Source organism: Rhizobium sp. 25PS6 (assembly GCF_032464655.1).
GTDB lineage: Bacteria > Pseudomonadota > Alphaproteobacteria > Rhizobiales > Rhizobiaceae > Rhizobium > Rhizobium laguerreae.
Genome location: NZ_JAWDIV010000015.1, coordinates 127,679 through 153,781, shown reverse-complemented (window position 1 = coordinate 153,781; position 26,103 = coordinate 127,679). Strand labels below are relative to the sequence as shown.

Sequence of the window (26,103 nt, the reverse complement as noted above, 5' to 3'; positions counted from 1 at the left end):
GATCTCCCTGCCATTCCGCAGAAACCATATCGTGTTCTGCAGGCTACAGCGCCGCGCGTCTTTTCAGCCGCGCAAAGGACGCTGTAGGACTCTAGAATTGCTGCATAATTTCATCCTTAAATCGATTCCGATTTAAGGAATTATGCAGCAGGCTGGGTATGCGGCAAGTCAAAGCGGCTGTCCAGTTAAGATTGGCAGAAGATTTCATTCCCCTTTTGTTATAGGGCGGTTGCTATAGCCAAGTCCGCCGCCCTCGCACCTCAGACAATCGGCGGATTGAGCCGTGCAAAACCCTCCTGCCGCCGATAGGGAAAATAGGGATAGGGCGCCGTCACGGTGCTGACCGCGTCGAGCCTTTCGATCTGCTCCCTCGACAGGCTCCAGTCGACCGCGCCGAGGTTCTGCCTGAGCTGCTCCTCGTTGCGGGCGCCGATGATGACGCTCGATACCGTCGGCCGGTTAAGCAGCCAGTTGATGGCGATCTGCGGCACCGTCCGACCGGTCTCACCTGCGATGGCGTCCAGGACCTCGACGATGTCGAACAGCTTCTCGTCGTCGACGGGCGGGCCGTATTGCGCCGTCTCGTGCAGCCGGCTTGCCTTGGGCAGCGGCTGGCCGCGGCGGATCTTGCCGGTCAGCCGTCCCCAGGCAAGCGGGCTCCAGACGAGAGCTCCCACACCCTGGTCGGCGCCGAGCGGCATCAGCTCCCATTCGTAATCGCGCCCTGCCAGCGAATAATAGACCTGATGGGCGACATAACGCGGATAACCGTGGCGCTCGGCGGCGGCGAGCGACTTCATCAGTTCCCAGCCGGCAAAATTGGAAACGCCGACATAGCGGATCTTGCCTGCTGCAACGAGCCCGTCGAGCGTCGACAGCACCTCCTCGACCGGCGTCGAGGCATCGAAAGCATGAAGCTGCAGCAGATCGATATAGTCGGTCCCGAGCCGGCGCAGCGCATCCTCGGTCGCGCGGATCAACCGCGCCCGCGACGTTCCCCAGTCCTGCGGCCCCTCGCCCATCGGCAGCGCCGTCTTCGTTGAGATCAGCACAGCGTCGCGCCGGCCGCGGATGGCCTGGCCGAGCACCTCCTCGGACGCGCCGGCCGAATAGACGTCGGCCGTGTCGAAGAGATTGACGCCGGCTTCCAGGCAGATGTCGACGAGCCGCCGCGCTTCCTCGGCATCGGTATTGCCCCAGGCGCCGAACAGCGGCCCGCTGCCGCCGAATGTGCCCGCGCCGAAGCTCAAGACCGGCACTCTGAGGCCGGAGGCGCCGAGATTTCTATAGTCCATGGATCTGTCTCCTCTATTTCCTATGAGATAGACCTCGGACGTTCGATGATATAGAGTGCCTATCAGCAAATCATCTGTGACTTGAATTCATTATGAGCCGCCAGGACATCAACCGCTCCGGTGAAATGGAAGTCTTCGTCAGCGTCGTCGAGCGCGGTGGCTTTTCCGCCGCCGCCACGGCCCGGCGCATGACGCCATCGGCTGTCAGCAAGCTCCTCGCCCGGCTGGAGACACGCCTCGGCGCTCGTCTCGTCAACCGCTCCACCCGCAGGCTGCAGCTGACGCCGGAAGGCTGTGCCTTCTACGAGCGCTGCGTCGCCATCCTTGCCGATATCGCCGAGGCTGAACGCCAGGCCTCGACAGGTGAACAGGCCTCAGGCCGGATCCGCATCAACACCAGCGGCTCTTTCGGCAACCATGTGCTGGCGCCGCTCGTGCCGGCCTTTATGGCGCTTCATCCGGCCGTGACGCTGGATATTTCCCATACCGACAGGATAGTCGACTTGATGGAAGAACGCGCCGATGTCGCAATCCGCGCCGGCCCCCTGAAGAATTCCAGCCTGATCGCCCGCAAGCTTGGCGCCACCGGCAAGATCATCGTCGCATCGCCGGATTATCTCTCGCGTCATGGCAAACCACGCACGATCGCCGATCTCCGCCGCCATTGCCGTATCGGCTTTTCCTACGCCCGCGCCATCGAGGGCTGGCCGCTGCGCGAAGGTGGCGAAACGGTAACGATCCCGATCACCCCGGGCCTGCAGGTGGGAGACGGCGAAGCCATGCGTCACCTCGCATTATCAGGCGCCGGACTTGCCCGGCTCGCCGCCTTCACCCTGCGCACCGATATCGATGCCGGCCGCCTGGTGCCGGTGCTCGAAGAGGCCAATCCCGGCGATCTCGAGGAGTTCTATGCCGTCTATATGGGCCAGGGCGGCCCGCTGCCGGCGCGCGTACGCGCACTGCTCGATTTTCTCGTCAGCCATGTCCGTTTCTGAGGCACCCAGCCCGAAACCGCTCAGCGCTTTTGGAATGATGACATGCATAAAAACAACGACTTGAAGCGGTCGCATGAATCAGTTTCGCATTCCAGGGCGCCGAGAAGCCAGATTTCGCAATTGACCGCCCGCCTCGCGTCCGCCTATACCGAACCCGCGTCAGTCGGTCCTTGCAGCCGGCCTCTCTTCGTCATGCCGGAGCCTCTTCCCATCTTCAGCCCTTAAGGGCTCGCGCCGGTCATGCTCTAACTATTTAATTAGAGCAGGATTCAGATTTTGGCCGCCCCGGCCTAAAATCATCCTGTTCTAGGAAAGATACGGAGATCATGTCATTCAGCGACACGAGCCGCCTGCTGCGGGATGCCGGTCTGCCGAAATGGGCGCTGCTGCTGGCACTTTCGGCCGCCCTCGTCGTCTTCCTCGAACTCTTCGCGCTGCCGGCCTCGCTGCTGATCGGACCGATGGTCGCGGCGATGGCACTGGCATTGACCGTCGGCAAGGGAAAGCTTCGCGTGCCCTTCTGGCCGCTGCAGTTCGGCCAGGTCCTGGTCGGCCTGATGATGGCGCGCACCATCACCCCTGACATTCTCGGCACCATGGCGAAGGACGCACCGCTCTTTCTGCTGTTCATCTTCTCGGTCATCGCCATCGCCACCGGCCTCGGCTGGCTTTTGACGCGCTGGCAGGTGCTGCCGGGGACGACCGCGGTCTGGGGTTCCTCGCCGGGCGGCGCCTCCGCCATGGTCATCATGTCGGAAGCCTATGGCGCCGATGCCCGTCTCGTCGCCTTCATGCAGTATCTGCGCGTTGTCTTCGTCGCCGTCGGCGCCTCTGTGGTCTCGCGCCTGTGGGTGGCAGCCGACGGCGCCGAGCCGCCGCCGCTCGTCCTCTTTCCCGAGATCGACTGGCCGGCCTTTGCAGCGACAATGGCTTTTGCTGCCTTTTGTGCCTATGGCGTCCGGCGCCTGCGCCTCCAGGGCGGCACGATCATCGTGCCGCTCTTTCTCGGCGCCTTGCTGCAGGGCATGGGCCTCCTGAAAATTGAGTTACCGATGTGGCTGCTCGCCATCGCCTATGCACTGGTCGGCTGGAGCATCGGCCTGCGGTTCACCCGCTCGATCCTCAAGCACGTGGCGCGCGCCCTGCCGAGGGTATCGGCCTGCATCGTGCTGCTGATGGCGCTCTGTGGCTGCATGGCGGTGGCGCTTCATGTCTTCGCCGGCATCGATCCACTGACCGCCTATCTCGCCACCAGCCCCGGCGGCGCCGATTCCGTCGCCATCATCGCCGCCTCCAGCGATGTCGACGTGCCCTTCGTCATGGCAATGCAGACCGGCCGTTTCCTGGTGATCCTGATGATCGGACCGATGCTCGCCCGTTTCATCGCGCGTCGTTCCGGCCTTGCGGAAAATCCCGCCTGATGCCCTGCCTGGGGTTATGCGCCAGCGCTCCCCATTGGCCGGGCGTCATGCCATAGGCCTTCTTGAAATGGCGGTTGAGATGGCTCTGGTCGGCAAAGCCGGTCGCCGCCGCCACATCGGAAATCCCCTCACCCGCACCGATCATCGCCCGCGCCCGCTGCAGCCGACGCATCAGGAGGTAGCGATGCGGGCTGGTGGCGAAGGCCGCCCGGAAATGCCGCGACAGCGCGAAACGATCGAGCCCCGTCACCGCCTCAAGCTCGCCGGAATTCACTGCCCGGGTCGCATGCGCCTCGAGATAATCCCGTGCCGCCCGCGCCTGCCGCCAGGCGACGAGGCCCAGCGGCCGCGGCGGCCGGCGCGCATGCCGCGTCAGCCCGCCCGCCACCTGCGATACGAAATCGTCGACGAAAAGCGCGTCCAGTTCGCGGTCGAGTTCGCCGAGAGCCGCCAGCAGCGCGCCCGCCAGCGCCGGATCGCCGATAACGGGTTCATCGACGAAAGGCAGGCCGACGCCATCCGCCTTCAGGCATTCAAGAAGCAGCGACGGTTCCAGATAGAGCATGCGGTATTGCAGCCCATCCTCCGTCCCCGCCCCGCCGTCATGCTCCTCATCGGGGTGCAGCACGATCACCTGCCCCGGCAGGCTGAAACGCGGCTCGCCGCGATAGCGGAAGGTCTGAACCCCCTTCAGAGTCACGCCGAGTGCATAGGTGTCGTGCCGGTGCGGCTCGAAAGCATTGCCTGAGAACTGCGCCTCGATGCGCTCGATGCCGGGAAAGGCCGGCGCAGCCAGGATGGCGTTGCCGGATGGTCCCGCGCACAAACGTTCAAGACCTTCGAAGACCTGCGGATGTAAGTCCTGGTTCAACGCGCCCGATACTCCATAACCCGTAGACAGGTGAAAGATCGTCCGATGTTTGATACCAAAATTGCCGTCGTCCTGCGAAACAATCTTGCCGGCTGGCAGAAGCTGAACGTCACGGCCTTCCTGATGACAGGCATCGCCGGCCGGCATCCCGAGATCATCGGCGAAGCCTACAGGGACCGCGCCGGCAATCTCTACAATCCCCTATCGATCCAGCCGATCATCGTGCTCTCCGCCGACGAGGCGACGATATCAGCCGTTCACCGCCGCGCGCTGGAGCGCGATATCACCAGCTCGCTGTTTATCGAGGAGATGTTTGCGACCGGCCACGACGCGGCCAACCGCGCCGTCTTCGCAGAATTTTCGCCCGAAGACGCCAAGGTGGTCGGTATCGCTCTGCGCGCCGAAAAGAAGATCGTCGACAAGATCACCAAGGGCGCAACGATGCAGCACTGACGAAAAAGGCCGGGCGTGACCCGGCCTTTCCGCAAACGGTATGAGCCAGAATCAGCCCTGCGTGATCGGCGCGATCTGGATCTCGACGCGGCGGTTCTGCGCGCGGCCGGCCTCGCTCGCATTGGAGGCGACGGGCTGCGACGGGCCGAAACCGACGGCGGAGACGCGGCGCTGGTCGATGCCCTGGCCGCCGAGATAATCGGCAACCGAAAGTGCGCGGCGCTGCGACAGGTCCTGATTGTGCTGCAGGCTGCCGGTCGAATCCGTATGGCCGTTGACGTCGATCAGCGTGCGGTTGAACTTGCGCAACACGATCGCTACCGAATTCAGCGTCGGATAGAAGCCCGGCTTCACAGCGTCCTGATCGACGTCGAAGGTGATGTTCGACGGCATGTTGAGGATGATGTTGTCGCCGTTGCGGGTCACCGAAATGCCGGTGCCTTCGAGCTGGGCGCGAAGCTCGGATTCCTGCTGGTCCATGTAATTGCCGATCGCACCGCCGGCGAGAGCGCCGACGCCTGCGCCGATCAACGCCGCATTGCGCTTGCCGTGGCCGCCGCCGCCGACAGCCACGCCGACGAGAGCACCGCCGAGCGCGCCAAGCGCCGCGCCGCCGGCCGTATTGGAAACCTTCTGTTCACCGGTATAGGGATCGGTCGTCGTGCAGGCGCTGAGATAGCTTGCGGCAATAGCGAGAAGTATGAATTTTTTGATCATGGACAGGACGGTCTCCGTTCGACTGATGCGAGCAAATGGCAAGGATTGCGGCAAGAAAATGAAGATGTTCTCCTGATAGGGCAAATTCGGGCGCCGAAACACAGCCATGTTGCGGGAATGCGCTGATATCACCAGTTTTAGCGGATGGCCGACCCTGCGCGGCGGCAGGCACAGCGATCAGCCCTCATGGTGCGGGTGAGGAGCGGAGCAATCGATCCAGTGAATCGATTGCAGTGACGAACGAAGGGCCGTGTCAAACCACGAGGGCGGCTGGCCGGAGGATCGTACCTTTAGAAGTTCTGGAAGAGCTGCCGCATTGTGTCGTAAGTGGCGTTGGCGATGTTCAGCGACTGTAGGCCGAGCTGCTGCTGCGTTTGCAACGCCCGCAGTCTGCTCGACTCCTCCTCCATGTCGGCATCGACAAGCCGGCCGATGCCGGCGGTGATGTTGTCGTGCAGTTTCGTGGCGAAGTCGTTCTGCAGGTTGATGCGCTTTTCCAGCGCGCCGAAGGCCGAACCGACCGTCGTCAGCTGCGTCAGCGCGGCGTCGACGACGCTGATCATCTGGCCGATCTGGCCCTGTGTCGTGCTTGATGTCACCGAGATCACCACCTGCCCGGTGGTGGTGCCATTCTTGCTCGTCATCAGCACGTAATTTTGCGCAGCACCGAGTTCGGTGGCGAAATAGGCCGATGTCAGCACCCCATATTCGCCGGAACCGGTGGCACGGTCGTCGATCAGGTAGCGCGCGTCCTTGGAGGTCGTCGCTCCCACCGGCGTATTGTCGATATGGTAGCTCAGCATGCCGATCGAGATCGTGCCGTCGGCGTTGCGGATGAACGAGGCCGGGATCTGGCGCGGCTGCGTCGGCGTCGCATCGTTGGTGAGGACCACCCAGTTGTCGCTGTTGAAGGTCGCCGATTCCGAAACGCTGCGCAGTTGCTCCTGCAGCTGTTTGATCTCTTCGTTGACCTTGTTTTTGTCGATGCCGTCTTCGGTTGCGGCAACCAGCTTTGCCTTGATTTCGGAGACGACGTCGATGACGCTCTGAACGCCGGTATAGGCCGTTCCCATCGTCGCCGCGGCCATGCCAAGCGCATCCTGGATCGCCGAAACCGCTTTATTGTCGGTCCGCGCGGTGGTGGCGATCGACCAGTAGACGGCGTTGTCGCTGGCCTTTTCGACACGCATACCCGTCGTGATGTGGTTTTGCGTGACCGTCATATTCCGATTGATATCGCGCAGCACATAAAGCGCCGCATCCACGGAGACGCGCTGATAAATACTCACGGGACTAAACTCCAAAACACAACAGACGCAAACTGAACTAAAAATGAACCGTGCCGCACGGACATTCATGTCCGGGGTCGCTGAAACTCCAGCGCATCGCAGCCTTCAAGAAACGAAGAAGACCAGTCGGTTACTGGTCACAATCATTGCCGTTTATGCTTAACAAACGACTAAACTTCAGAAGTAATTTAGCTAATTTTTCAAGGTTTCATACACCATGAGAAACGCCGCCGGACGAGGTTGGCCGGCGGCGTTTCGCAGTCGGATAAAACCTTATTCGGCGGCCTGCAGCTGCTCGTCATCGGGTGCGGCGCGTGGCCGTGTGGCGACCGACATCTCTTCGTGCAGGCGCGCTTCCTCGTGGGCGTGCGGCTTGGCGAAGCGGGCAAGCAGCAGATAGGCGACCGGCGTGATGAACAGCGTCACAAGCGTCGCGAAACCGAGGCCGCCGACGATCACCCAGCCGAGCGCAACGCGTGCTTCGGCGCCAGCGCCATGGGCAAAGACCAGCGGCACGCCGCCGAGGATGGTGGCGATCATCGTCATCATCACGGGACGAAGGCGCAGCGCGCAGGCCTTCTCGATCGAGGACCGCACATCCTCGCCCCGGTCACGTAGCTGATTGGCGAATTCGACGATCAGGATACCGTTCTTCGCCATGACGCCGACGAGCAGCACCAGGCCGATCTGGCTGTAGATGTTGAGGCTGGAGCCGGTGATAACAAGTGCGAAGACGGCGCAGGCAAGACCAAGCGGCACCGTCGACATGATGATCAGCGAGGACAGCACGCTTTCGAACTGCGCGGCCAGCACCAGGAAGATGATGACGATGGCGAAGCCGAAGGTCAGCGCCATGCCGCTCGAATTCTCTTCGAGCGTCGCCGCCTCGGCCAGTGGCAGCAGGCGGGAGCCTGGCGGCAGCAGCGGCTCGGCGAGCGCCGTCACTTGGCTGACGGCATCGCCGAGCGACATGCCGTTCCTGAGGCCGGCAGTGATCGCGACGGAGGCGAGCTGCTGCTCGCGGTTGAGCTGCGGCGCGACCGAACCTTCCTTCATCGTGGCGATGACCGACATCGGTACGATCTTGCCGTCGCCGGTCTTCAGAAACACGTTCTCAAGATCGGTCGGATCGTCGATCGGCCGCGTCGTCGAGGTCAAAAGCACGGGATAGGATTCGCCGTCGACGAAGACGTCGACCACCGAGCGCCCTTCGAGCAGCGATTGGATTGCCGTGGAAAGCCCGGTTATGTCGATGCCGAGATCCGAGGCGCGCTCGCGATCGATCGCCACCGATACCTGCGCCTGGCTGGGCTCGTTGGTCAGGCGCGGCGTATCATACTGGCCGGTGGCCTCGAGCGACTGCACCAGCTTGGCGGCCGCCGCCGTCAGCGCCTCGTGATCATTGCCGATCAGCGCCATCTGCAGACCACTGCCGGCACCGCGGATGCGAAGGCTGTTCGATGATATAGCATTGCCGCGCAGGGCCGGCACCCTGGAGGCTGCCTGGTTGATATCTCCGACGATCTCCGTCTGCGTCCTGTCACGCTCTCCCCAGGGGGCGAGCGTCAGCACCATGAAGCCGCTGTTCAGCGAACCGCCTTGCCCGGAGATCGAGAAGACATTGCGGATGTCGCCGCTGTCGACCAGCGGCTGCAGATATTCTTCGACGAGTTGCATCTTGTCGCGGGTATATTCGAGGCTCGATCCCTGCGGCGTCGTCAGCCGCATCATCACCAGCGACCGGTCCTCTTCGGGCGTCAGCTCGCTCTTCACCATCGAGAAAGCGACGAGTGCCGCACCGGCGAAGATCACCGAGAACAGGATGACGACGAAAGGCGCGTTGAGACAGCCGTGCAGCGCCCATTTGTAGAGATCGGCAAGCGTTGCACCGAAGCGGCCGAGCGCGCCGTGATCCTCGAGCATCGGTTTGGTCAGCATGCGCGAGGCGAGCATCGGACATAGCGTCAGCGCCACGATCGACGACAGACCGACCGAGAAGGCGAGCACGAAGCCGAATTCGCGGAAGAGGCCACCGACCTGTCCCGGCAGGAATGAGAGCGGAATGAACACCGCGGCCAGCGTCGCCGTCGTGGCGATGACGGCGAAGAACACCTCGCGCGTTCCGAGCACGGCGGCAGCGCGCGGCCCCATGCCTTCGGAGCGCCGGCGTACGATATTTTCAAGCACCACGATCGCATCGTCGACGACGAGGCCGGTCGCCAGCACGATCGCGAGCAGCGTCAGGATGTTGATCGAGAAGCCGACCATGTAGATCGCCGCCAGCGTGCCGATCAGCGCCACCGGCATGCTGACCGCCGGGATCAGCGTCGCCCGCCAGTCGCGCAGGAAGAGGTAGATGACGGCGGTGACGATGACGGCGGCGAGCACCAGCGCCAGCACCACCTCGTGGATCGCACCCTGGATGAAGACGGCGTCGTCGCTGGTGATGGCGATCGTCGTGCCCTCGGGCAGCGTCTTCGACAATTGGTCGACGGCCGCCTTGATGCCGGTCGATATGTTCAGCGTATTCGACTGCGCCTGGCGGATGATGCCGAGGCCGATCCCCGGCTTGCCGTTGGAGCGCAGCGCCGTTTCGCCGTCGCGTGGTCCAAGCATCACCGTCGCGACATCGCCGAGCCTGACGCGGTCCTGCAGGATGACGTTGGAAAAATCCGCCGGGGTCTGCAGGTTGGCGGTGGCGCGCACCACGATATCCTGCGTATTGCTCTTCAGCGAGCCGGCCGGCACGTCGAGTGCCGCATTATCGAGTGCCTTCGTCAGGTCGCCGATGGTCAGCCCGCGGCTGGCAAGCGCCCCCTGGTCGACATCGACGCGGAAGACCTTCTCCTGGTCGCCATATTCCTCGACGTCGGCAACCCCGTCGACAGAGGCGAGGCGATCGATCACCTCGTTTTCGACAAGCTGGGTCAGATCGTCCATGTTGAGATTGGTGGAGGTGACGGCAAGGCGCATGATCGCCGAGGAATCCGAATCCGCCTTGACGATCTGCGGCGCATCCGCTTCGTCGGGCAGGTTCTGGGTGATGCGGCCAATCGCGTCGCGCACGTCGTTGGCGGCGACCGAGAGATCGATCGCATCCGAGAATTCCAGCGTCACCCGGCTCTGACCGAAGGACGAGGTCGATGAAATCGATTTCAGGCCGCTGACGCGCGCGACCGCCCCCTCGATCACCTTGGTCAGTTCCTGGTCGATCGTCTGCGGCGATGCGCCATCGAAGGTGGTGCGCACGGTGACGACGGGACGGTCGACGTCGGGCAGTTCGCGCACCTCGACGCCGACATAGGCGGCAAGGCCGGCAACGACCATCAACGTGTTGAACACCAGCGCCAGGATCGGCCGGCGAACGAAAAGTGCAGTGAAGCTCTGCTTGCCCGACGCCCTGTCCTGATGAATCTCGGTCACGTTCATTGCGTGGCGACCTCCGCAGTCGCGGCGACATCGGCGCTCACACGCACCGCCCCACCCTCACGCACGCGCTGCAGTCCCTGTGTGACGATCACGTCGCCATCCTTGAGATCGGCTTTGACCAGCACGAAATCCGGATTGCGCTGCACGATGCTGACCCGCACCTTGTGCGACTTGTCGTCATTGACCTGCCAGACGAAGGAGCCCTGCGAATCCCACTGCACGGAGACGGGATCGACAGCCGGATATTTGTCGCCAGGAAATTTCATGCTGACACTGAAGGACATGCCGGCACGCAGCTCATCGGAACTATTGTCGATCCGGGCGCGCAGACGAAGCGTGCGGCTTGCCGCATCGATGCGGTTGTCGACGGCTTCGACCACGCCTGAAAACACCTGCCCCGGCCTTGCCACAGACATCGCCTCGACCGGCTGGCCGACCGACACCGTATTGGCGAAGCGCTCCGGCACCCAGTAGTCGACGAGGATTTCCGAACGGTCATCGAGCGTGACGATCGGGATGCTCGTCGTGACGTTGTCGCCGATATTGACCGGCACGATGCCGACGATGCCGTCGATCGGCGCGGTGATGTTGCGCCGGGCGAGATTGAGCTCGGCGGCCTGCAGCTGCAGCCGCGCGCCCTGCTCGGCGATCTCCGAATCGAACACGTCCATGCGCGACACGCTGGACTTGATGTTGTGATAGAGATTGGACTTCTCGACGGCGGCCTTGACCGCCACATCAGCCTGGCCGCGGGCGATCACCTGCTCCTCGCTGTCGAGCTTGGCGAGCACCTGACCGGCCTTCACCCTGTCGCCCGACTTGATGAGAATTTCGCGGATCGTGCCCGATGCCTGCGGCGTGACCGCGACCGAACGGATCGCATCACCGGTGCCGATGGCGTTCAGCCGGTCGTTGACGATACCCTGGACGACCGCCTGCGTCGCGACGAGAATGGTGTTGTTGCGCCCGCCGCCATTGCGGCGGTTCCCCTGTCCCTGCCCCTCACCACGCTGCTGCCCTTGCGCCCGGGCCGGAGCGTCGGCATCGGCCGTCTCCTCGGCCTTCGGCGCGATCTTGGAAACGATGCTGTCTGGAATACCTGCATCGCGCATCGTATCGCCGGCGCCGGGCACGAAGAAAACCCACGCGGCAAAGCCGGCAATAATGACGATGAGCGAAAGTACAAACTGCTTCCAGAAGGCCATTCACGTCTCCGGAGGGACTCGAGGTTGGACCAGGGTCGGTCGAAAGAGGCGCTGCGGGATCGAGATTCCCGTCTGATGCGACAATATCGCGCGTTTACAGCTTACCGGCAAGCATAAGCAGCCGGCATTACCGATTTGTAATATCAACAAAGAATGGAAATAACCCAGCCGCTCACTTTTGCTTGAATGAACACTCGCCCGTGTCTTTGATCCCGCCGATTGTCGGGCAAGATACCGTACAAAATCCCTGAGGATGCGGGTTGGATGCCTATCGGCGCATCGACCACCGCACGCCCATCACGGCCGCAATGCCCAGTATCGGCCACACCGCCCAGAACTGCCCCGTCCAGGTGAAGAGGTTGATGCCGGCAAGGCCGAGCGCCAGGATCGCCAGCAAGGTGATCTTGCGATTGAACCGGGTCTGGTCGCGGTTCCAGGCGAGCGCCGCGACGACGGCAAGCGCGAGCACCGGAAAACGCGCCCAGAAGACGCCCTGCCACGACAGGAGATTGATACCGATCAGGGCGGCGGCGATGACGCCGAGCACGCCATATAGCCTCTGTTGTCCGCCCGGTGCTGGGGTTGTCTCGGCCTTTGTTGCCGCCATAACCGGCGCCGGCTGCGGCTGCGGCCGCGCGGGGCCGGATCGTTCGGCAGATGGCATCTCGTCCCTGGCATCGCCGATCTTCACCGCGTAACTTGGCACGCCTTCGTCGACATTCTTCACCATAAGCGATCCGAGAAACTCGAAACCGACCGCCACCTTGTTGCGGACCTGGTCATAGACGGTGCTCGATATCACGATGCCGCCTGCCGCAGCCGACGTCTGCAGCCGCGCCGCAATATTGACGCCGTCGCCATAGATGTCGTCGCCCTCGACGATCACGTCGCCGAGATTGATGCCGATGCGGAAGAGCATGCGACCGTCGGCCGGGCGGTCGGCATTGAAGCCGGCGAGTTCGTTCTGGGTGTCGACGGCCGCCCGCACCGCCTCGACCACGCTCGGGAAATCGGCGATCAGCCCGTCGCCCCAGGTATTGACGACGCGGCCGCCATGGCTTTCGATCAGGCGCCCCATCGCCTCCCGGCAGCGCTTCAGGCTTGCAAGCGTCCCCTCCTCGTCAGCCCCCATCAGCCGCGTATAGTCCTGCACGTCAGCACAGAAGATCGTCGTCAGCTTGCGCCGCGTTTCACTCATGGTCTTTCGTCTCCGCGCTCTCTGCCCCCGGGAAAGCTCGCTGCAAAGGCTGAAACTGGTCGATTGGAGATCATGGGCTATTGCAGCGGCGGTAAGTTACTAAGCCTTTGTGTTCGTTACCACCGATAATTGCCGACCCGCGTTTTCCGGGCATGAGAGGCAGCGTGGGCGATTCAGCTTCCTTCATTCGCCCAGTCATCGACCTTTAAAGGCTCCGAGACGCGGGCAAAAGCCTTGTCGCGCGTGACGAGAGTTGCGGCAGTTGCAACGGCATGGGCGGCAATCATCATATCGAGGGGCGCCAGGGTCACCCCTTTGGCTTCACAGGCAGCGCGCAGGTCTCCATAAGTTCGCGTGACATCGTGATCCCAAGGCAGAATGTCGACCCGGAGCAGGAATTGGCGGATGCGTTCTGACAGCGCTTTCGGATAGCCTCGCTTGGCAAGACCGTAGAACAGCTCCCCTTCGGTGATCGATGAGATGACGATGTCCTCCATCGGAAGCGCGGCCAACCTTTCGATGATCTCCGGCCGATCGCCCTTGATCACATGGCTTACCATATTGGTATCGAGCATCCAGGCTGTCACTCCTTCCAGCCTTCGAATGGATCACGATCATGAGAAGGCTGCCGGCGGTCGTCTGGCCCCAGGAAATCGTCCGGAACCTGATCCTTGCCATAGAGTTCAAAGAGACCATCCCATGAATCCGGCTTGCGTGACAAAATGACATCGCCGGTCTTCGGATCACGACGGACGAACACCTCGCTCTCCTCGAAGCGGAACTCCGCAGGGAGCCTGACCGCCTGGCTGCGGCCGGTCGTAAAAATCTTGGCTGTTCTCGTTGCCATGATAGCCTCCATATCTCGATAGCTACCATGGTATATACCGATAGCCGGCAGCGAGCAAGAAGTCCGGCGCCTCAACAAAACCGCTGGATCACTGAACGATCTTGCGCGGGCTCGCCGTGTGTTCTCTCGCCACGATGTTGGAATCATCGATTTCCTGAAGCAGGACGTCGTAGCCCCAGAGATCGGCAAGATGCTGCAGGACGAGTTTCATGTCGGCTTCCTGGAGATAGCAGCCATTCATGACGATGTGCTGCAGAAGCAGGCGGCGGTCGCCGGCGAGGTCGACGTCGACGATATCGATCGCCGGATCGGTCCAGCCGATATCGTATTCGCGGGAGAGCTGGCGGCGGATGCGCAAATATCCGCGCTCGTTGTGGATCGCCGAAACCAGTACCCCCTCGGTCTGCTCCGGATCGTCGTAGAGATGGAACAGCCGCAATTGCCGGATCAGGTTCGGGCTAAGGAACTGGCTGATGAAGCTCTCGTCCCGGTAATTGGCCCAGATGTCGCGCAGGACCGCCATCGCATCGCCTCGTCCGGCGATATCGGGAAACCATGCGCGGTCCTCTTCCGTCGGCGTCGTGACGATCCTCTCTATGTCCTGCATCATCGCAAAGCCAAGCGCATAGGGATTGAAGCCGGAGAATCGCCGGTCGTCATAGCTCGGCTGGAACACGACGTTGGCGTGCGACTTCAGGAATTCGAGGAAGTTTCCGTCGCTGATCTGCCCCCGCTCGTGAAGCCGGTTCATGATCTGGTAGTGGACGAAGGTGGCGGTTCCCTCGTTCATCACCTTGGTCTGCCGCTGGGGATGAAAATATTGCGCGACGTGGCGGACGATGCGAAGGATCTCGCGCTGCCACGGCTGCAGCCGCGGCGCCGACTTTTCCAGAAAGTATAGGATGTTGTCCTGAGGGAGCCCGAGGGCGGCGCGGCGCTTTTCCAGGCCGCTGTCGCCCGCCTTCCGCGCCTTGCCGACGGGAACCGTGCGCCACAGGTCGTTGAACATCTGCTCCTCGTGGGTGCGGCGCTCCTGCTGCCGCTTCTCCTCCTGGCGAAGGTCAATCGTTGTCTTGCCCGCGTATCGATGCACCCCGTGCGACATCAGCGCATGGGCTGCGTCGAGCGTGCGCTCGACGGCCGCCTCGCCGTAACGTTCCTCGCAGCGGGTGATATAACCCTTGGCGAAATCGAGGTAGTCGAGGATGCCTTCCGCATCGGTCCAGAGCTTGAAGAGATAGTTGTTCTTGAAGAAATGGTTGTGGCCGAAGGCCGCATGCGCGGTGACAAGGGTCTGCATCGTCGCCGTGTTCTCCTCCATCAGATAGGAGATGCAGGGAGAGCTATTGATGACGATCTCATAGGCAAGGTCGCGCATCCCGCGGCGGTAGAAGGTTTCGTGATGCGCGAAATGCTTGCCGAAGGACCAATGCCGATAGAAGAGCGGCATGCCGGTCGAGGAATAGGCATCCAGCATCTGCTCCGAGGTGATGACTTCGATCTGGTTCGGATAGACGTCGAGGCCGAGTTCGCCGAGCGCGATCTCCTCGCAGGCGTCGTGGATGCGCTGGAGCGTTGCGAAATCCCAGTCGGCCCCCTCGAATAATAGCCGCTCTCGTGGCCTCATCGTCATGGTCATGGCGTCACCTTCGACTGTGCGTCACGTTTCTGGAAGAGATCGTGGAAAACAGGGAATATTTCGTTTCGCCGGCAGACCTTGCGCATCGAAAGCGGCTGCAGCTCGGAACGGATCCCGTCATAGAGCATCCAAAGCGGCGAGCGGGATACCGAGGAGTCACCGCCTTCTTCGCCGACCTCGATATAGGCGAAATATTGGCACTGTGGCAAAATCTCGCGCAGCAGCTGTCCGCTCAGGTTCCCGTCCGAATGGGCGTTGTCTCCGTCCGAGGCCTGGGCGCCATAGATATTCCATTCCGCCGGATCGAAACGCGCCGCGATGATCGCCCGCATTGCCGCTAGCGCACTTGAGACCAGCGTACCGCCGGTTGCCGGGCCATAGAAGAAGGTTTCCTCGTCGACTTCCTCGGCCTTGTCGGTATGGCGGATGAAGACGATCTCCACTTTCTTGTAGCGCTTCGACAGGAAAAGGTAGAGCAGCAGGTAGAACCGCTTCGCCAGGTCCTTCATGTGTTCCGACATGGAGCCGGAAACGTCCATCAAGCAGAACATCACGGCCTTCGCCACAGGCTTCGGCTCGTTTTCGAAGCGGCGATACCGCACGTCGAGCGGATCGATATAGGGAATGCGCCGGCTTTTTTCCGTCAGAGATTTGAGTTTTGCCTCAAGCGCCAGCCGGCTCTCGTCGTCCTCGCATTCCTCGATCTGCCGCTGCAGGGCTTCGATTTCTTCGCGGCGCGGACGGTGAAGCGCGACACGGCGCATCATCGCGAGCCTGGTCGTGCGACCGACGGCGATGTTGGACGGCGATCCCGACACGGAATAACCGGCACGGAACGGAGTTTCCTCCTCGGTTTCGGCCAGGCGCCGCTTGGCAAGGTCGGGCAGTTCCAGATCGTCCAGGAACACATCCAGGAATTCCTCGCGCGTCAGCACGAAGCGGAAGCCGTCCTCGCCGTCGCCCTCACCCGCATCCTTGGGTTTTCCGCCCCTGCTCCCCGGCGGGCGCGGAAGAATGTCGCCTTCGACGAAGGCCCTGTTTCCAGGCAGGATATGGTCGCGGATGCCGCCGTCGCCCCTTCTCAAGTTCGGCTCGGCCATTCCATCGATCGGCAGGCTGATTTCCCCGCCGTCGAGTACATCGCGAATGTTCCGGTTTTGCAGAGAACGCTTTACCGCCTGCTGCACGGCGCCTTTCATGCGCCGAAGAAACCGTTGCCGATTTTCCAGACTTTTACCGCGCGGATTTAGCCGACGGTCGACAATGTGCATATTGGCTCCACATTAACTTGCCTGTTTGACGCGCATGTACCATTCGACGAGGCGCCGAACCTGCCTCTCCGTGTAACCCCGCGCGGCCATGCGCGAGACGAATTCGCTGTGCTTCTTTTCCGTTTCGGAATCCTTCTTCGATCCGAAGGAAATAACCGGCAAAAGATCTTCGACCTGCGAGAACATTCGCTTTTCGATGACTTCCCGGATTTTCTCGTAACTCGTCCATGACGGATTCTTTCCGCCGTTGGCTGCCCGCGATCTCAAGCAGAACTTGACGATTTCGTTGCGGAAATCCTTCGGATTGGCGATTCCCGCCGGCTTTTCGATTTTCGTCAGTTCCTGGTTGAGGAGCTCGCGGTCGAGAAGCTGGCCGGTATCGGGATCCTTGAAGTCCACGTCTTCGATCCAGGCATCGGCATAGTCCACGTAGCGGTCGAACAGATTCTGTCCGTAATCCGCATAGGATTCAAGATAGGCCTTCTGGATTTCATTTCCAATGAACTCTGCGTAACGCGGCGCAAGATCGGCCTTGATGAATTCCAGATATCGCTTCTCGACATCGTCGGAAAACTGCTCGCGCCGGATCGACTGCTCCAGCACATACATCAGATGAACGGGATCGGCGCCGATATCCGTGGTGTCGTGATTGAAAGTGGAAGCGAGCACCTTGAAGGCGAAGCGGGTCGATATGCCGTCCATGCCCTCGTCGATGCCGGCGGCATCCCGATATTCCTGGACACTGCGGGCACGCGGATCCGTCTCCTTCAGGCTTTCGCCGTCATAGGTGCGCATCTTCGAGAAGTATGTCGAATTCTCATGCTTGCGCAGGCGTGAAAGCACGGAGAAGCGGGCCAGCATTTCGAGCGTTGCCGGGGCGCATGGCGCATCGGCGAGTTCCGATCCCTCGATCAGCTTCTCGTAGATCTTCTGCTCTTCCGTCACGCGCAGGCAATAGGGCACCTTGATCACGCAAATACGGTCGATGAACGCTTCGTTGTTCTTGTTGGCCTTGAAGGTCTGCCATTCCGCCTCGTTCGAATGCGCAAGGACGATGCCGGAGAAGGGTATGGCGCCGATATTCTCGGAGCCGATATAGTTCCCCTCCTGCGTCGCCGTCAGCAGCGGATGCAGCATCTTGATCGGCGCCTTGAACATCTCGACGAATTCGAGCACGCCCTGATTGGCGCGGTTGAGGCCGCCCGAATAGCTGTAGGCATCCGGATCGTTCTGGGAATAGGTCTCCAGCTTTCGGATATCGACCTTGCCGACCAAGGACGAGATATCCTGATTGTTCTCGTCCCCAGGCTCGGTCTTGGCGATGGCGATCTGGCGCAACCGCGAAGGCTGTACTCTGACGACGCGGAAGCGGGAAATATCGCCTCCGAAGTCGTCGAGCCGCTTCAGGCACCACGGGCTCATCAGTCCGCTCAGGCGCCGCAGGGGAATGCCGTATTGCTCCTGCAGGAGCGATCCCATCGTGTCCGGGTCGAAGAGGTTGAGCGGACTTTCGAAAACGGGGCTGATCTCGTCACCGGCCTTCAGCACGTAGATCGGATGAACCTCCATCAGCAGCTTCAGCCGCTCCGCCAGCGATGACTTGCCGCCGCCGACCGGGCCGAGCAGATAGAGGATCTGCTTGCGCTCCTCAAGCCCCTGCGCCGCGTGCCGGAAGAAGGAAACGATGCGTTCGATTGTCTCTTCCATGCCGTGGAAGCCGACAAAGGCCGGATAGATCCGGATGGTCCGGTTCATGAAGATCCGGCCGAGGCGGGTGTCCCTGGCGGTGTCGACCATCTGCGCTTCGCCTATCGCGGCGAGCAGCCGCTCGGTCGCATTGGCATAGGCAAGCGGTTCCTTTTTGCAAAGATCGAGATACTCCGAGATCGACATATCGGTCTCGCGACGCGCATCATAGCTGCGGGTGAACGCATCAAATACGGATTCGCTCAGCATGGGCCCTCCATTCAAGGTTAATGCCACAGGCTTCAGGTGTCCCTATAACCATCGAGATGGCCATGACGTTCCTGAGAATCAATAGTTTCGTCGGTTATTCCACGCTCACCGGCCGTTTCTAGCAATGCACGAAATTGTGCATCCACCGGTTCTTTAATTACTGTACGAAACTGTTGGTGAGTATAGTTCAGAAAGACGCCATCGCGGTATCAGCACATTTCACGACGTGACAGAAAGATGAAAAAGGTGTGCAATACCGCCCGTGATTCGAGATCCCGAAAATCAGCGATCGGCAGGCGGCGGGCCCGTTCGATCGGCGAATATCGATTTGCGACGGGCCATATGACGCTGGAAAGTTCGGGATATTCTTAGAAACAGAATATTCTTAGAGAATGGGCGCATGACGATCATGCGCCGGATATTGCGATCATGTCTCCGCAGGCCTTCAGCCGTTGAACGCATCATCGAGCGCAGCGACGTCGATCTTGACCATGCCGAGCATCACTTCGGTCACCCGCCTCGCGCGCTCACGGTCGCTGTCGGCGACCATCTCGGAGAGCACGCGCGGCACGATCTGCCAGGAGAGGCCCCAGCGGTCCTTCAGCCAGCCGCACGCCTCCGGCGTGCCGCCATTGGCGAGGAATGCCTCCCATATCCGATCGATCTCGGCCTGGCTTTCCACGAGAATCGCGATCGAGAAGGAATGGTTGAAACTATCGAGCGGGCCGGCCTTCATGGCCAGGAAGGCCTGGTCGGCAAGCGTAAACTCGATCAGTTCGACGCTGCCGGGAGGCCCGCTCGGTGTTTCGGCCGGCAATATGGTGGTGCGGCCGATCCGGGAATCCGGGATAACAGACACATAGAATTCGACGGCTTCGCGCGCTTCCTCGGCGAACCAGAGATTTGAAACGACCTTCGGCATGAAACGATCTCCTTGGTTGACGGATGTTGATCCGGACTCCCGTCCGATGCTCCAAGGACGCGCAGCGGGCGCGGGTTCCGACATGCTGTGGCTGCAATATTTCCGTCGTGTCGCCGCCGTCGCGCCGGCGGGCGCTGTCGCTGAGAGCCAACTGCTTGGGATAGCGGGTGGCTCGGGAATGAAAGCAGAACATCTTTTCTGGTCTTTCCTTCCCGAATCACTACATTACGCGCCATGAGCAATAGTTTCGACGATATGCCCTTCTTCGACGAAGAGCCGGGCGAGATGGCGCGCAAGCCACAGCCGCCTGCCGCCCCCGCCGAAAGGGCGCCCGTCGCCGGTGGCGGCATCGCGGCGCGCGCCATGGCAGCACGCGACGGCGGCAAGCGGCCGGATTACCTCGCCGGGCTGAACCCCGAACAGACCGAAGCTGTCGAAACGCTGGAAGGCCCCGTCCTCGTGCTCGCTGGCGCCGGCACCGGCAAGACCCGCGTACTGACGACCCGCATTGCCCATATCCTCAACACCGGTCACGCCTTTCCCTCGCAGATCCTCGCCGTCACCTTCACCAACAAGGCCGCCCGCGAGATGAAGGAGCGCATCGCGCTGCTCGTCGGCGGCGCCGTCGAAGGCATGCCCTGGCTCGGCACCTTCCATTCGATCGGCGTCAAACTTCTGCGCCGCCACGGCGAGCTTGTCGGCCTGCGCTCCGATTTCACCATTCTCGATACCGACGACGTCATCCGCTTGATCAAGCAGATCATCCAGGCCGAAGGCCTCGACGACAAGCGCTGGCCGGCCAAGCAGTTCGCCGGCATGATCGACACCTGGAAGAACAAAGGCCTCGGCCCCGCCGATATCCCCGAGGGCGACGCCCGCGCCTTTGCCAATGGCCGCGGCCGCGATCTCTATTTTGCGTATCAGGCGCGGCTGACGACGCTGAACGCCTGCGACTTCGGCGACCTGCTGATGCATCCGATCGCGATCTTCCGCAAGAACCCGGATCTCTTGAAGGAATATCACGGCCGCTTCCGCTATATCCTCGTCGACGAGTACCAGGATACCAACACCGCCCAGTACATGTGGCTCAGGCTTCTCGCTCAGCGCCCCAAGGGCGAGCCGCAGAACGTCTGCTGCGTCGGCGACGACGACCAGTCGATCTATGGCTGGCGCGGCGCGGAGGTCGACAATATCCTGCGCTTCGAAAAGGATTTCCCCGGCGCCAAGGTGATCAAGCTCGAGCGCAACTACCGCTCGACCGAACATATCCTCGGGGCCGCCGCCCATCTGATCGCCCATAATGAGGGCCGCCTCGGCAAGACGCTGTTCACCGACCGCTCCGATCCGGACGACGTCAAGGTGCAGGTGCACGCTTCCTGGGATTCGGAAGAGGAGGCGCGCGCCATCGGCGAGGAGATCGAGCAGCTCCAGCGCGGCAAGCATCTCTTGAACGACATGGCGATCCTCGTGCGCGCCTCCTTCCAGATGCGCGAATTCGAAGACCGCTTCGTCACTCTCGGCCTCAACTATCGCGTCATCGGCGGCCCGCGCTTCTACGAGCGCCTCGAGATCCGCGATGCCATGGCCTATTTCCGCCTGGTTGCTCAGGCCGCCGATGACCTCGCCTTCGAGCGCATCGTCAACACCCCGAAGCGCGGCCTCGGCGATACGACGGTGCGCGCGCTGCACGACTATGCGCGTGCCCGCGATATCCCGATGCTTGCGGCAGCCGCCGACATCATCGAGACCGACGAGCTGAAGCCGAAGGCGCGAAAAGCGCTCTTCGACGTGATTCAATCTTTCCGCCGATGGCAGGAACTGCTTGAAAACACGCCGCATACCGAACTTGCCGAGCAGATCCTCGAAGAGTCCGGCTATACCGACATGTGGAAGAACGACAAGAGCGCTGAAGCCCCCGGCCGCCTCGAAAACCTCAAGGAACTGATCCGCTCGATGGAAAGCTTCGAGTCGATGCGCGGCTTCCTCGAACACGTCTCCCTGGTGATGGATGCTGAGACCAACGAGAACCTCGACGCCGTCTCGATCATGACGCTGCACTCGGCCAAGGGCCTGGAATTCGACACCGTCTTCCTGCCGGGCTGGGAGGAAGGCCTCTTCCCGCACCAGCGCTCGCTGGATGAGAGCGGCCGCGCCGGCCTGGAGGAGGAACGCCGCCTCGCCTATGTCGGCATCACCCGCGCCAAGCACCGCTGCCACGTCTGGTTCGTCTCCAACCGCCGCATCCATGGCCTCTGGCAGTCGACCCTCCCCTCGCGCTTCCTCGACGAACTGCCGGAAACCCATGTCGAGGTCGCCGCAATGGAGCAGAGCTACGGCGGGTATGGCCGCGGCGGCTACGGCCAGTCCCGCTTCGACAAGGCCGAACCCTTCGCCAACTCGTATTCCACTCCTGGCTGGAAACGCGCCCAGGCCAACAAGACCGACGCTACGCGCGATAATTGGGGCACCCGCTCCGGCCACGCCGTCGAACGCATCGGCTACGGCGAAAGCGGCCCGAAGGGGCGTACCATCGAAGGCGAGTTGGTGGCGAAATCGACCTCGTCGGAACCATCGAGATTCACCCTCGGCGATCGCGTATTCCACCTGAAATTCGGCAACGGCAACATCACTGGCATCGAGGGCAACAAGCTGACGATCGAGTTCGACCGGGCCGGACAGAAACGGGTGCTGGACGGATTCGTCGATCGCGTGTGACTCAGAGCAATTCCAGGAAAAGTGCGAAGCGGTTTTCCGTCCGGAATTGCGTAAAATAAAAGATTGGAGCGGTTCTGCGCTCCCATGAAAAGCTGAACCGATCCAAGTCAGCACGACGCGAAAACGCTCACCCGAGCATCCGCATCCTTCCAAGCCCGAGAATATCGTTGACGAGGGCGATGCCCATGCCCGCGGCGACGATTCCCAACCCGATCAGAAAGAGCCGGCGCGACCGATCATAATTGGTGGCGACGAGGGAGTTCCGCGCCAGCAAATCGGCAAAGACCTTCACCTGGACGGCGATGCCCACGGTCAGGAACAGCATCGGCAGAATATCGATGCGGCTCCAGTCATTGGGATTAGAAACCCAGACACTGATGAAATTGAGCGAGAAGCCAAGGATGATTCCAGCCGCCGTCAGCGACCCGTTGCGAAACGTCGCATCGATCTTTTCGTCGGGATCCGGCTCTGACATGGTTTCGCTTCCGGCTTGCTTCCAAGGGTAAGAAAGGCAGAAATCATGACCCGGAGCAAGGTCGGTTGACGTCGCCTCTCGCGGAAAGCAGACGAAATGCCGTAGCCGCGCAAACCCGGGCACTCCGCCCATAGCTCTTCCGCACTGCGTTACGGCATTTCGGGCCAACACCGGCATGGATTTAATCGCGCTCAGACACCGATCGCCCCGTCAACTCTCGCAATGATCGTATTAGAGCATTCTGTTTCGACGACTTACGACCGCTAGTGCCAGAATTAACACTTGCGCGTCCGCGCCTGGAAATCCACTAGTTGATCCATTCAGTGCGCTTGGCGTCTTGCACTGCAATAGAGCGAAGGGATTGGCCTTGATGAAAGCGCTGCTGCTCGTCGATATTCAGAACGGCTTCTGTCCGGGCGGCAATCTGCCGGTGCCGGAGGGCGACAAGGTTGTTCCCGTCGCAAACAGACTGATCGACAGCGGCAAATACGATCTGATCGTCGCTTCGCAGGACTGGCATCCGCCGGGCCACGGCAGCTTCGCCTCCGCCCATCCCGGTGCCGCCCCCTTCGAGATGGGAGAACTGTCGGGCAAGCCACAGATGATGTGGCCCGATCACTGCATTCAGGGTACGCTCGATGCCGAACTGCACCCCGAGCTCAAATCCGAAGAGATCGACCTGATCCAGCAGAAGGGCGAGGATCCTGCTATCGACAGCTATTCGGCCTTCCGCGACAATGACCGCGATGCCTCGACCGGCCTTTCCGATTTCCTCGAGGATCAGGGCGTCACCGACCTCGACGTCTGCGGGCTGGCGACCGATTATTGCGTCAAGTTCTCCGCGCTCGATGCGCTGGAGATGATGCCTGACGTTCGCGTGCGCTTCATCGAGGATGCAAGCCGCGGCATCACGCCCGAAGGCGTCGCCGCCGCCATCGAAGAAATGCGGACACATGGCATCGCGATCATCGACAGCGCCAAGGTCCTGGCCGGCTGATTGAGATCAGCGACAAAAGACAGTGTGGCGGATGTCGGATCGGCACCCGCCCATCCGTCCTTGGCTCTGAACGCACCAATCATGGGAGTTGAGAGATGAGAAAGCTTGTTACCGCAGCCTTCGTGAGCTTGGATGGCGTCATGCAGGCGCCGGGCACGCCGCAGGAGGATCCGACCGGCGGCTTCACCCTTGGCGGCTGGACCGTCAATTATTGGGACGAGCCGATGGGCGGTTTCATGGACCGGATTTTTACCGACCCCTTCGCGCTGTTGCTCGGCCGCAAGACCTACGAGATCTTCGCAGCGCACTGGCCCTTCGTCGGCAAAGACGATCCCATCGGAAGAGCCTTCAATTCCGCGACCAAATATGTCGCAACCACTTCCGCCGAGCCGCTCACCTGGGAAAATTCTGTTGCGCTGCGCGGCGATGCCGCCGCCGAAATCGCCCGCTTGAAGCAGGAGGACGGTCCGGACCTCCTGACGCAGGGCAGCAGCGGCCTGCTGCAAACCCTGCTGGTGCACGACCTGATCGACGAACTCCGGCTCCTGACCTTCCCGCTCATCCTTGGCCCCGGCAAGCGCCTGTTCGGCAAGGGCACCAAGCCGGCGGCGCTGAAGCTCACCGCCAGCTCGGTATCGACGACAGGCGTCATCATGAGCGTCTACGAGCGCGCCGGCAAAGTCGACACCGGCAGCTTCGCGATGGCCGAGCCCTCGCAGGCGAGCGCGAGGGCTGAGAAAGCGCGGGCGAGCGAAAGAGCGGAAGTTAGGCAGGCAGCTGTCTGGCTTCTTATTTCAAGACATAGGCGTCGTAGGTCTCATCGCTTCCGGCAACCGCACCGAAGCTTTTGACGAGCTCTGTCGCGCTTTGGAAAGCCGAAATCTCCTCTGGCGTCAGAGACAGCCGCCATACGTAGCTTTCACGCAAGGAGACGGGAGCAGTGATCCGATCGAGCCGCTGCGAGAGAAGAATGATGACAGGCACCCCCTCACTCTGCTGCAATCGGCGTGCTGATTGGAGGATATCGGCAAGGCTGAGCGAAAGCCGCGCGTTGCGGGTATATCGCACAATGGCGCCGAACCGCTCCTCCCGCAGGAGATAGGTGCGATTGGAGACGTAATAGGGCAAGGCTTCCACGAGATAGTCGGGATCCGCTATGATGACCGCGTCCTTGAGATCAGGGCGCGATTGCATGAACGCGCCGAAATCCTTGCTTCGGCTCAGGGGTATTTCGGCTATGAAGGCCTGATTGATCTTTTCGATACCGGACACGACCTGTAGCGCCAGCAATATCAGGAAGCACAGACGCCCGAACCTTACGATCCCGCCAGCAGCCTCGATGCTGGCAGCGCCCGCCCCCTCGCGCTGAGTATGTCTGGTCAAGGCGGTGATCGCGATCATGAAAACCAGCCAGAGCACCTGATGTCTGTATCCGCCCGGATAGACAAGCGTAAAAAGCAGCGAAAGCCCCAAGAGAACCAGTCCGGCTGCGATCATCGCCGGCCGCCGGTTCGCCAGTGCCAACAGGCTGGCGTAGATGAGCACGGACATCAACGCTGCGAAAATATGGGAGGCCAACGGATATGCCACGACCAGTTCAAGGACGCGGTTGGGATAGAATTCCATAAAATGGGAACTGGGCACGGCAAGCGCACCAAGGGCAAACAAAGCGAAATTCTTGCCGCTGAGATCGTTCTGCCCCGTATCATTGAAGGTCGGATAGACCGTTACGAAACATAGAACAACTCCAACCGCGGCAATGGCAGCGGCTGTCGCAAAGGCCCGATATTCCGTCAGAGGAGGCCTTGGTCGCGCCAGAAGCAAATCGAAAAACCAATAGGCAAGGAAGCCGCCGACGAGCACGACCGAATGGACATTGGTATTTGCAAGCAAGGCAAACAACAGGCCGAGCAATATGCCGTTGCGTGCTCCTCTCTCCCAATTCAGGACGATAAGAAAAATCACCAGCATGCTGATGCCGTAATTTCGCGACATCGCGGCATATTCGAAAATCGAAAAGCTGCTGAACAACGACAGCAGCATGATGGAAAGCGGCAGTTTCAGCCTGAAAACCAGAAGATAGGCCGCCGCGGCCGCAACCGTCAGGGCGACGACCTTCAGGACGACAGGCGAGCCGACCACGACATAGGCGGCGCGCAGCAGAATATACCAAAGACCAGGATGACCCTCGCCATGCATCCGGCGAAGCATATCGATGAAATTATCCCCCTGGAGGGCGAGTGACAAAGCACGAACCTCGTCACGCCAGACCGTTTCGGACCAGCAAAGCGCAGACGCCAGCGTAAGCCAGACCGTGAAGATCAACGCTTTGCCGAGCTTGGCGGATCGAGGTTCATCGATAACAGAGACAATCACGGCCAAATAACACGCAACCCGGTGAACGAAAG

Annotated in this window: 20 protein-coding genes and 1 pseudogene; 6 read left to right on the top strand and 15 right to left on the bottom strand. The window is 61.3% G+C overall.

Annotated elements, in window-relative coordinates; genetic code table 11:
- Positions 1-260: 260 nt before the first annotated feature.
- On the bottom strand, positions 261-1,295 hold the full coding sequence (locus RWK44_RS22080; protein WP_221942370.1) for an aldo/keto reductase: 1,035 nt from the start codon (positions 1,293-1,295) through the stop codon (positions 261-263).
- Positions 1,296-1,387: 92 nt separating this feature from the next.
- Between RWK44_RS22080 and RWK44_RS22075 the strand changes: the two genes are divergently transcribed.
- Complete coding sequence (locus RWK44_RS22075) at positions 1,388-2,290, top strand: LysR family transcriptional regulator (RefSeq protein ID WP_131666719.1); 903 nt, start codon at positions 1,388-1,390, stop codon at positions 2,288-2,290.
- A 326-nt stretch (positions 2,291-2,616) separates the two neighbouring features.
- The gene (locus RWK44_RS22070; RefSeq protein ID WP_316029375.1) at positions 2,617-3,711 is read left to right on the top strand and encodes an AbrB family transcriptional regulator; all 1,095 of its coding nucleotides are present in this window, start codon (positions 2,617-2,619) and stop codon (positions 3,709-3,711) included.
- Here the strand turns inward: RWK44_RS22070 and RWK44_RS22065 are convergent.
- Positions 3,671-4,582: an AraC family transcriptional regulator gene (locus RWK44_RS22065; protein WP_316029374.1), complete on the bottom strand. Its 912-nt coding sequence runs from the start codon at positions 4,580-4,582 to the stop codon at positions 3,671-3,673. The two genes, RWK44_RS22070 and RWK44_RS22065, sit on opposite strands and share 41 nt — an antisense overlap.
- A 45-nt stretch (positions 4,583-4,627) precedes the next feature.
- Here RWK44_RS22065 and RWK44_RS22060 point away from each other — a divergent pair, with 45 nt between their 5' ends.
- Positions 4,628-5,035: a DUF2000 family protein gene (locus tag RWK44_RS22060; protein WP_131666716.1), complete on the top strand. Its 408-nt coding sequence runs from the start codon at positions 4,628-4,630 to the stop codon at positions 5,033-5,035.
- Between the two features lie 51 nt (positions 5,036-5,086).
- On the opposite strand, the gene RWK44_RS22055 is transcribed toward RWK44_RS22060, so the two are convergent.
- The 11 genes from RWK44_RS22055 to RWK44_RS22005 all read right to left on the bottom strand — a co-directional run bounded on the left by RWK44_RS22055 (position 5,087) and on the right by RWK44_RS22005 (position 19,508).
- Positions 5,087-5,752 (bottom strand): OmpA family lipoprotein, encoded by a 666-nt coding sequence (locus RWK44_RS22055; RefSeq protein ID WP_003541337.1) that lies wholly within the window; start codon positions 5,750-5,752, stop codon positions 5,087-5,089.
- Between the two features lie 290 nt (positions 5,753-6,042).
- Positions 6,043-7,041, bottom strand: coding sequence for a flagellin N-terminal helical domain-containing protein (locus RWK44_RS22050; protein WP_026158766.1), 999 nt, complete (start codon positions 7,039-7,041; stop codon positions 6,043-6,045).
- Between the two features lie 273 nt (positions 7,042-7,314).
- Entirely contained in the window at positions 7,315-10,470 is a 3,156-nt protein-coding gene (locus tag RWK44_RS22045; RefSeq protein ID WP_168284097.1) for an efflux RND transporter permease subunit, read from the bottom strand.
- Positions 10,467-11,675, bottom strand: a complete 1,209-nt coding sequence (locus RWK44_RS22040) for an efflux RND transporter periplasmic adaptor subunit (protein ID WP_077978767.1) — start codon at positions 11,673-11,675, stop codon at positions 10,467-10,469. The genes RWK44_RS22045 and RWK44_RS22040 overlap by 4 nt, the downstream gene beginning before the upstream one ends.
- A 268-nt stretch (positions 11,676-11,943) precedes the next feature.
- Positions 11,944-12,873 (bottom strand): adenylate/guanylate cyclase domain-containing protein, encoded by a 930-nt coding sequence (locus RWK44_RS22035; RefSeq protein ID WP_131666714.1) that lies wholly within the window; start codon positions 12,871-12,873, stop codon positions 11,944-11,946.
- Positions 12,874-13,046: 173 nt separating this feature from the next.
- Positions 13,047-13,460, bottom strand: coding sequence for a type II toxin-antitoxin system VapC family toxin (locus RWK44_RS22030; protein WP_131666713.1), 414 nt, complete (start codon positions 13,458-13,460; stop codon positions 13,047-13,049).
- On the bottom strand, positions 13,457-13,720 hold the full coding sequence (locus RWK44_RS22025) for an antitoxin (RefSeq protein ID WP_027664288.1): 264 nt from the start codon (positions 13,718-13,720) through the stop codon (positions 13,457-13,459). Before RWK44_RS22025 ends, RWK44_RS22030 begins: the two co-directional genes overlap by 4 nt.
- An 88-nt stretch (positions 13,721-13,808) precedes the next feature.
- On the bottom strand, positions 13,809-15,359 hold the full coding sequence (locus RWK44_RS22020; RefSeq protein WP_168284096.1) for a SpoVR family protein: 1,551 nt from the start codon (positions 15,357-15,359) through the stop codon (positions 13,809-13,811).
- A complete protein-coding gene (locus tag RWK44_RS22015; RefSeq protein ID WP_020050803.1) occupies positions 15,356-16,630 on the bottom strand; it encodes a YeaH/YhbH family protein in 1,275 nt (424 codons plus the stop codon). Before RWK44_RS22015 ends, RWK44_RS22020 begins: the two co-directional genes overlap by 4 nt.
- Before the next feature lie 12 nt (positions 16,631-16,642).
- On the bottom strand, positions 16,643-18,586 hold the full coding sequence (locus RWK44_RS22010) for a PrkA family serine protein kinase (protein WP_020050804.1): 1,944 nt from the start codon (positions 18,584-18,586) through the stop codon (positions 16,643-16,645).
- Positions 18,587-19,031: 445 nt separating this feature from the next.
- Positions 19,032-19,508: a VOC family protein gene (locus RWK44_RS22005; protein WP_168284095.1), complete on the bottom strand. Its 477-nt coding sequence runs from the start codon at positions 19,506-19,508 to the stop codon at positions 19,032-19,034.
- A 234-nt stretch (positions 19,509-19,742) separates the two neighbouring features.
- On the opposite strand from RWK44_RS22005, the gene RWK44_RS22000 reads away from it, so the two are divergent.
- Positions 19,743-22,223 (top strand): ATP-dependent helicase, encoded by a 2,481-nt coding sequence (locus RWK44_RS22000; RefSeq protein WP_221942372.1) that lies wholly within the window; start codon positions 19,743-19,745, stop codon positions 22,221-22,223.
- Positions 22,224-22,350: 127 nt separating this feature from the next.
- On the opposite strand, the gene RWK44_RS21995 is transcribed toward RWK44_RS22000, so the two are convergent.
- Positions 22,351-22,698 (bottom strand): hypothetical protein, encoded by a 348-nt coding sequence (locus tag RWK44_RS21995; protein WP_131666710.1) that lies wholly within the window; start codon positions 22,696-22,698, stop codon positions 22,351-22,353.
- 370 nt (positions 22,699-23,068) lie between these two features.
- On the opposite strand from RWK44_RS21995, the gene pncA reads away from it, so the two are divergent.
- A complete protein-coding gene (gene pncA, locus RWK44_RS21990; protein ID WP_026265348.1) occupies positions 23,069-23,695 on the top strand; it encodes a bifunctional nicotinamidase/pyrazinamidase in 627 nt (208 codons plus the stop codon).
- 95 nt (positions 23,696-23,790) lie between these two features.
- Positions 23,791-24,441 (top strand): annotated as a pseudogene (locus RWK44_RS21985) (dihydrofolate reductase family protein); the annotation flags it as partial.
- 43 nt (positions 24,442-24,484) lie between these two features.
- On the opposite strand, the gene RWK44_RS21980 reads toward RWK44_RS21985, so the two are convergent.
- Positions 24,485-26,077 carry a hypothetical protein gene (locus RWK44_RS21980; protein ID WP_221942374.1) on the bottom strand — a complete coding sequence of 531 codons (1,593 nt, stop codon included), beginning with the start codon at positions 26,075-26,077 and terminating at the stop codon, positions 24,485-24,487.
- Positions 26,078-26,103 lie beyond the last annotated feature (26 nt).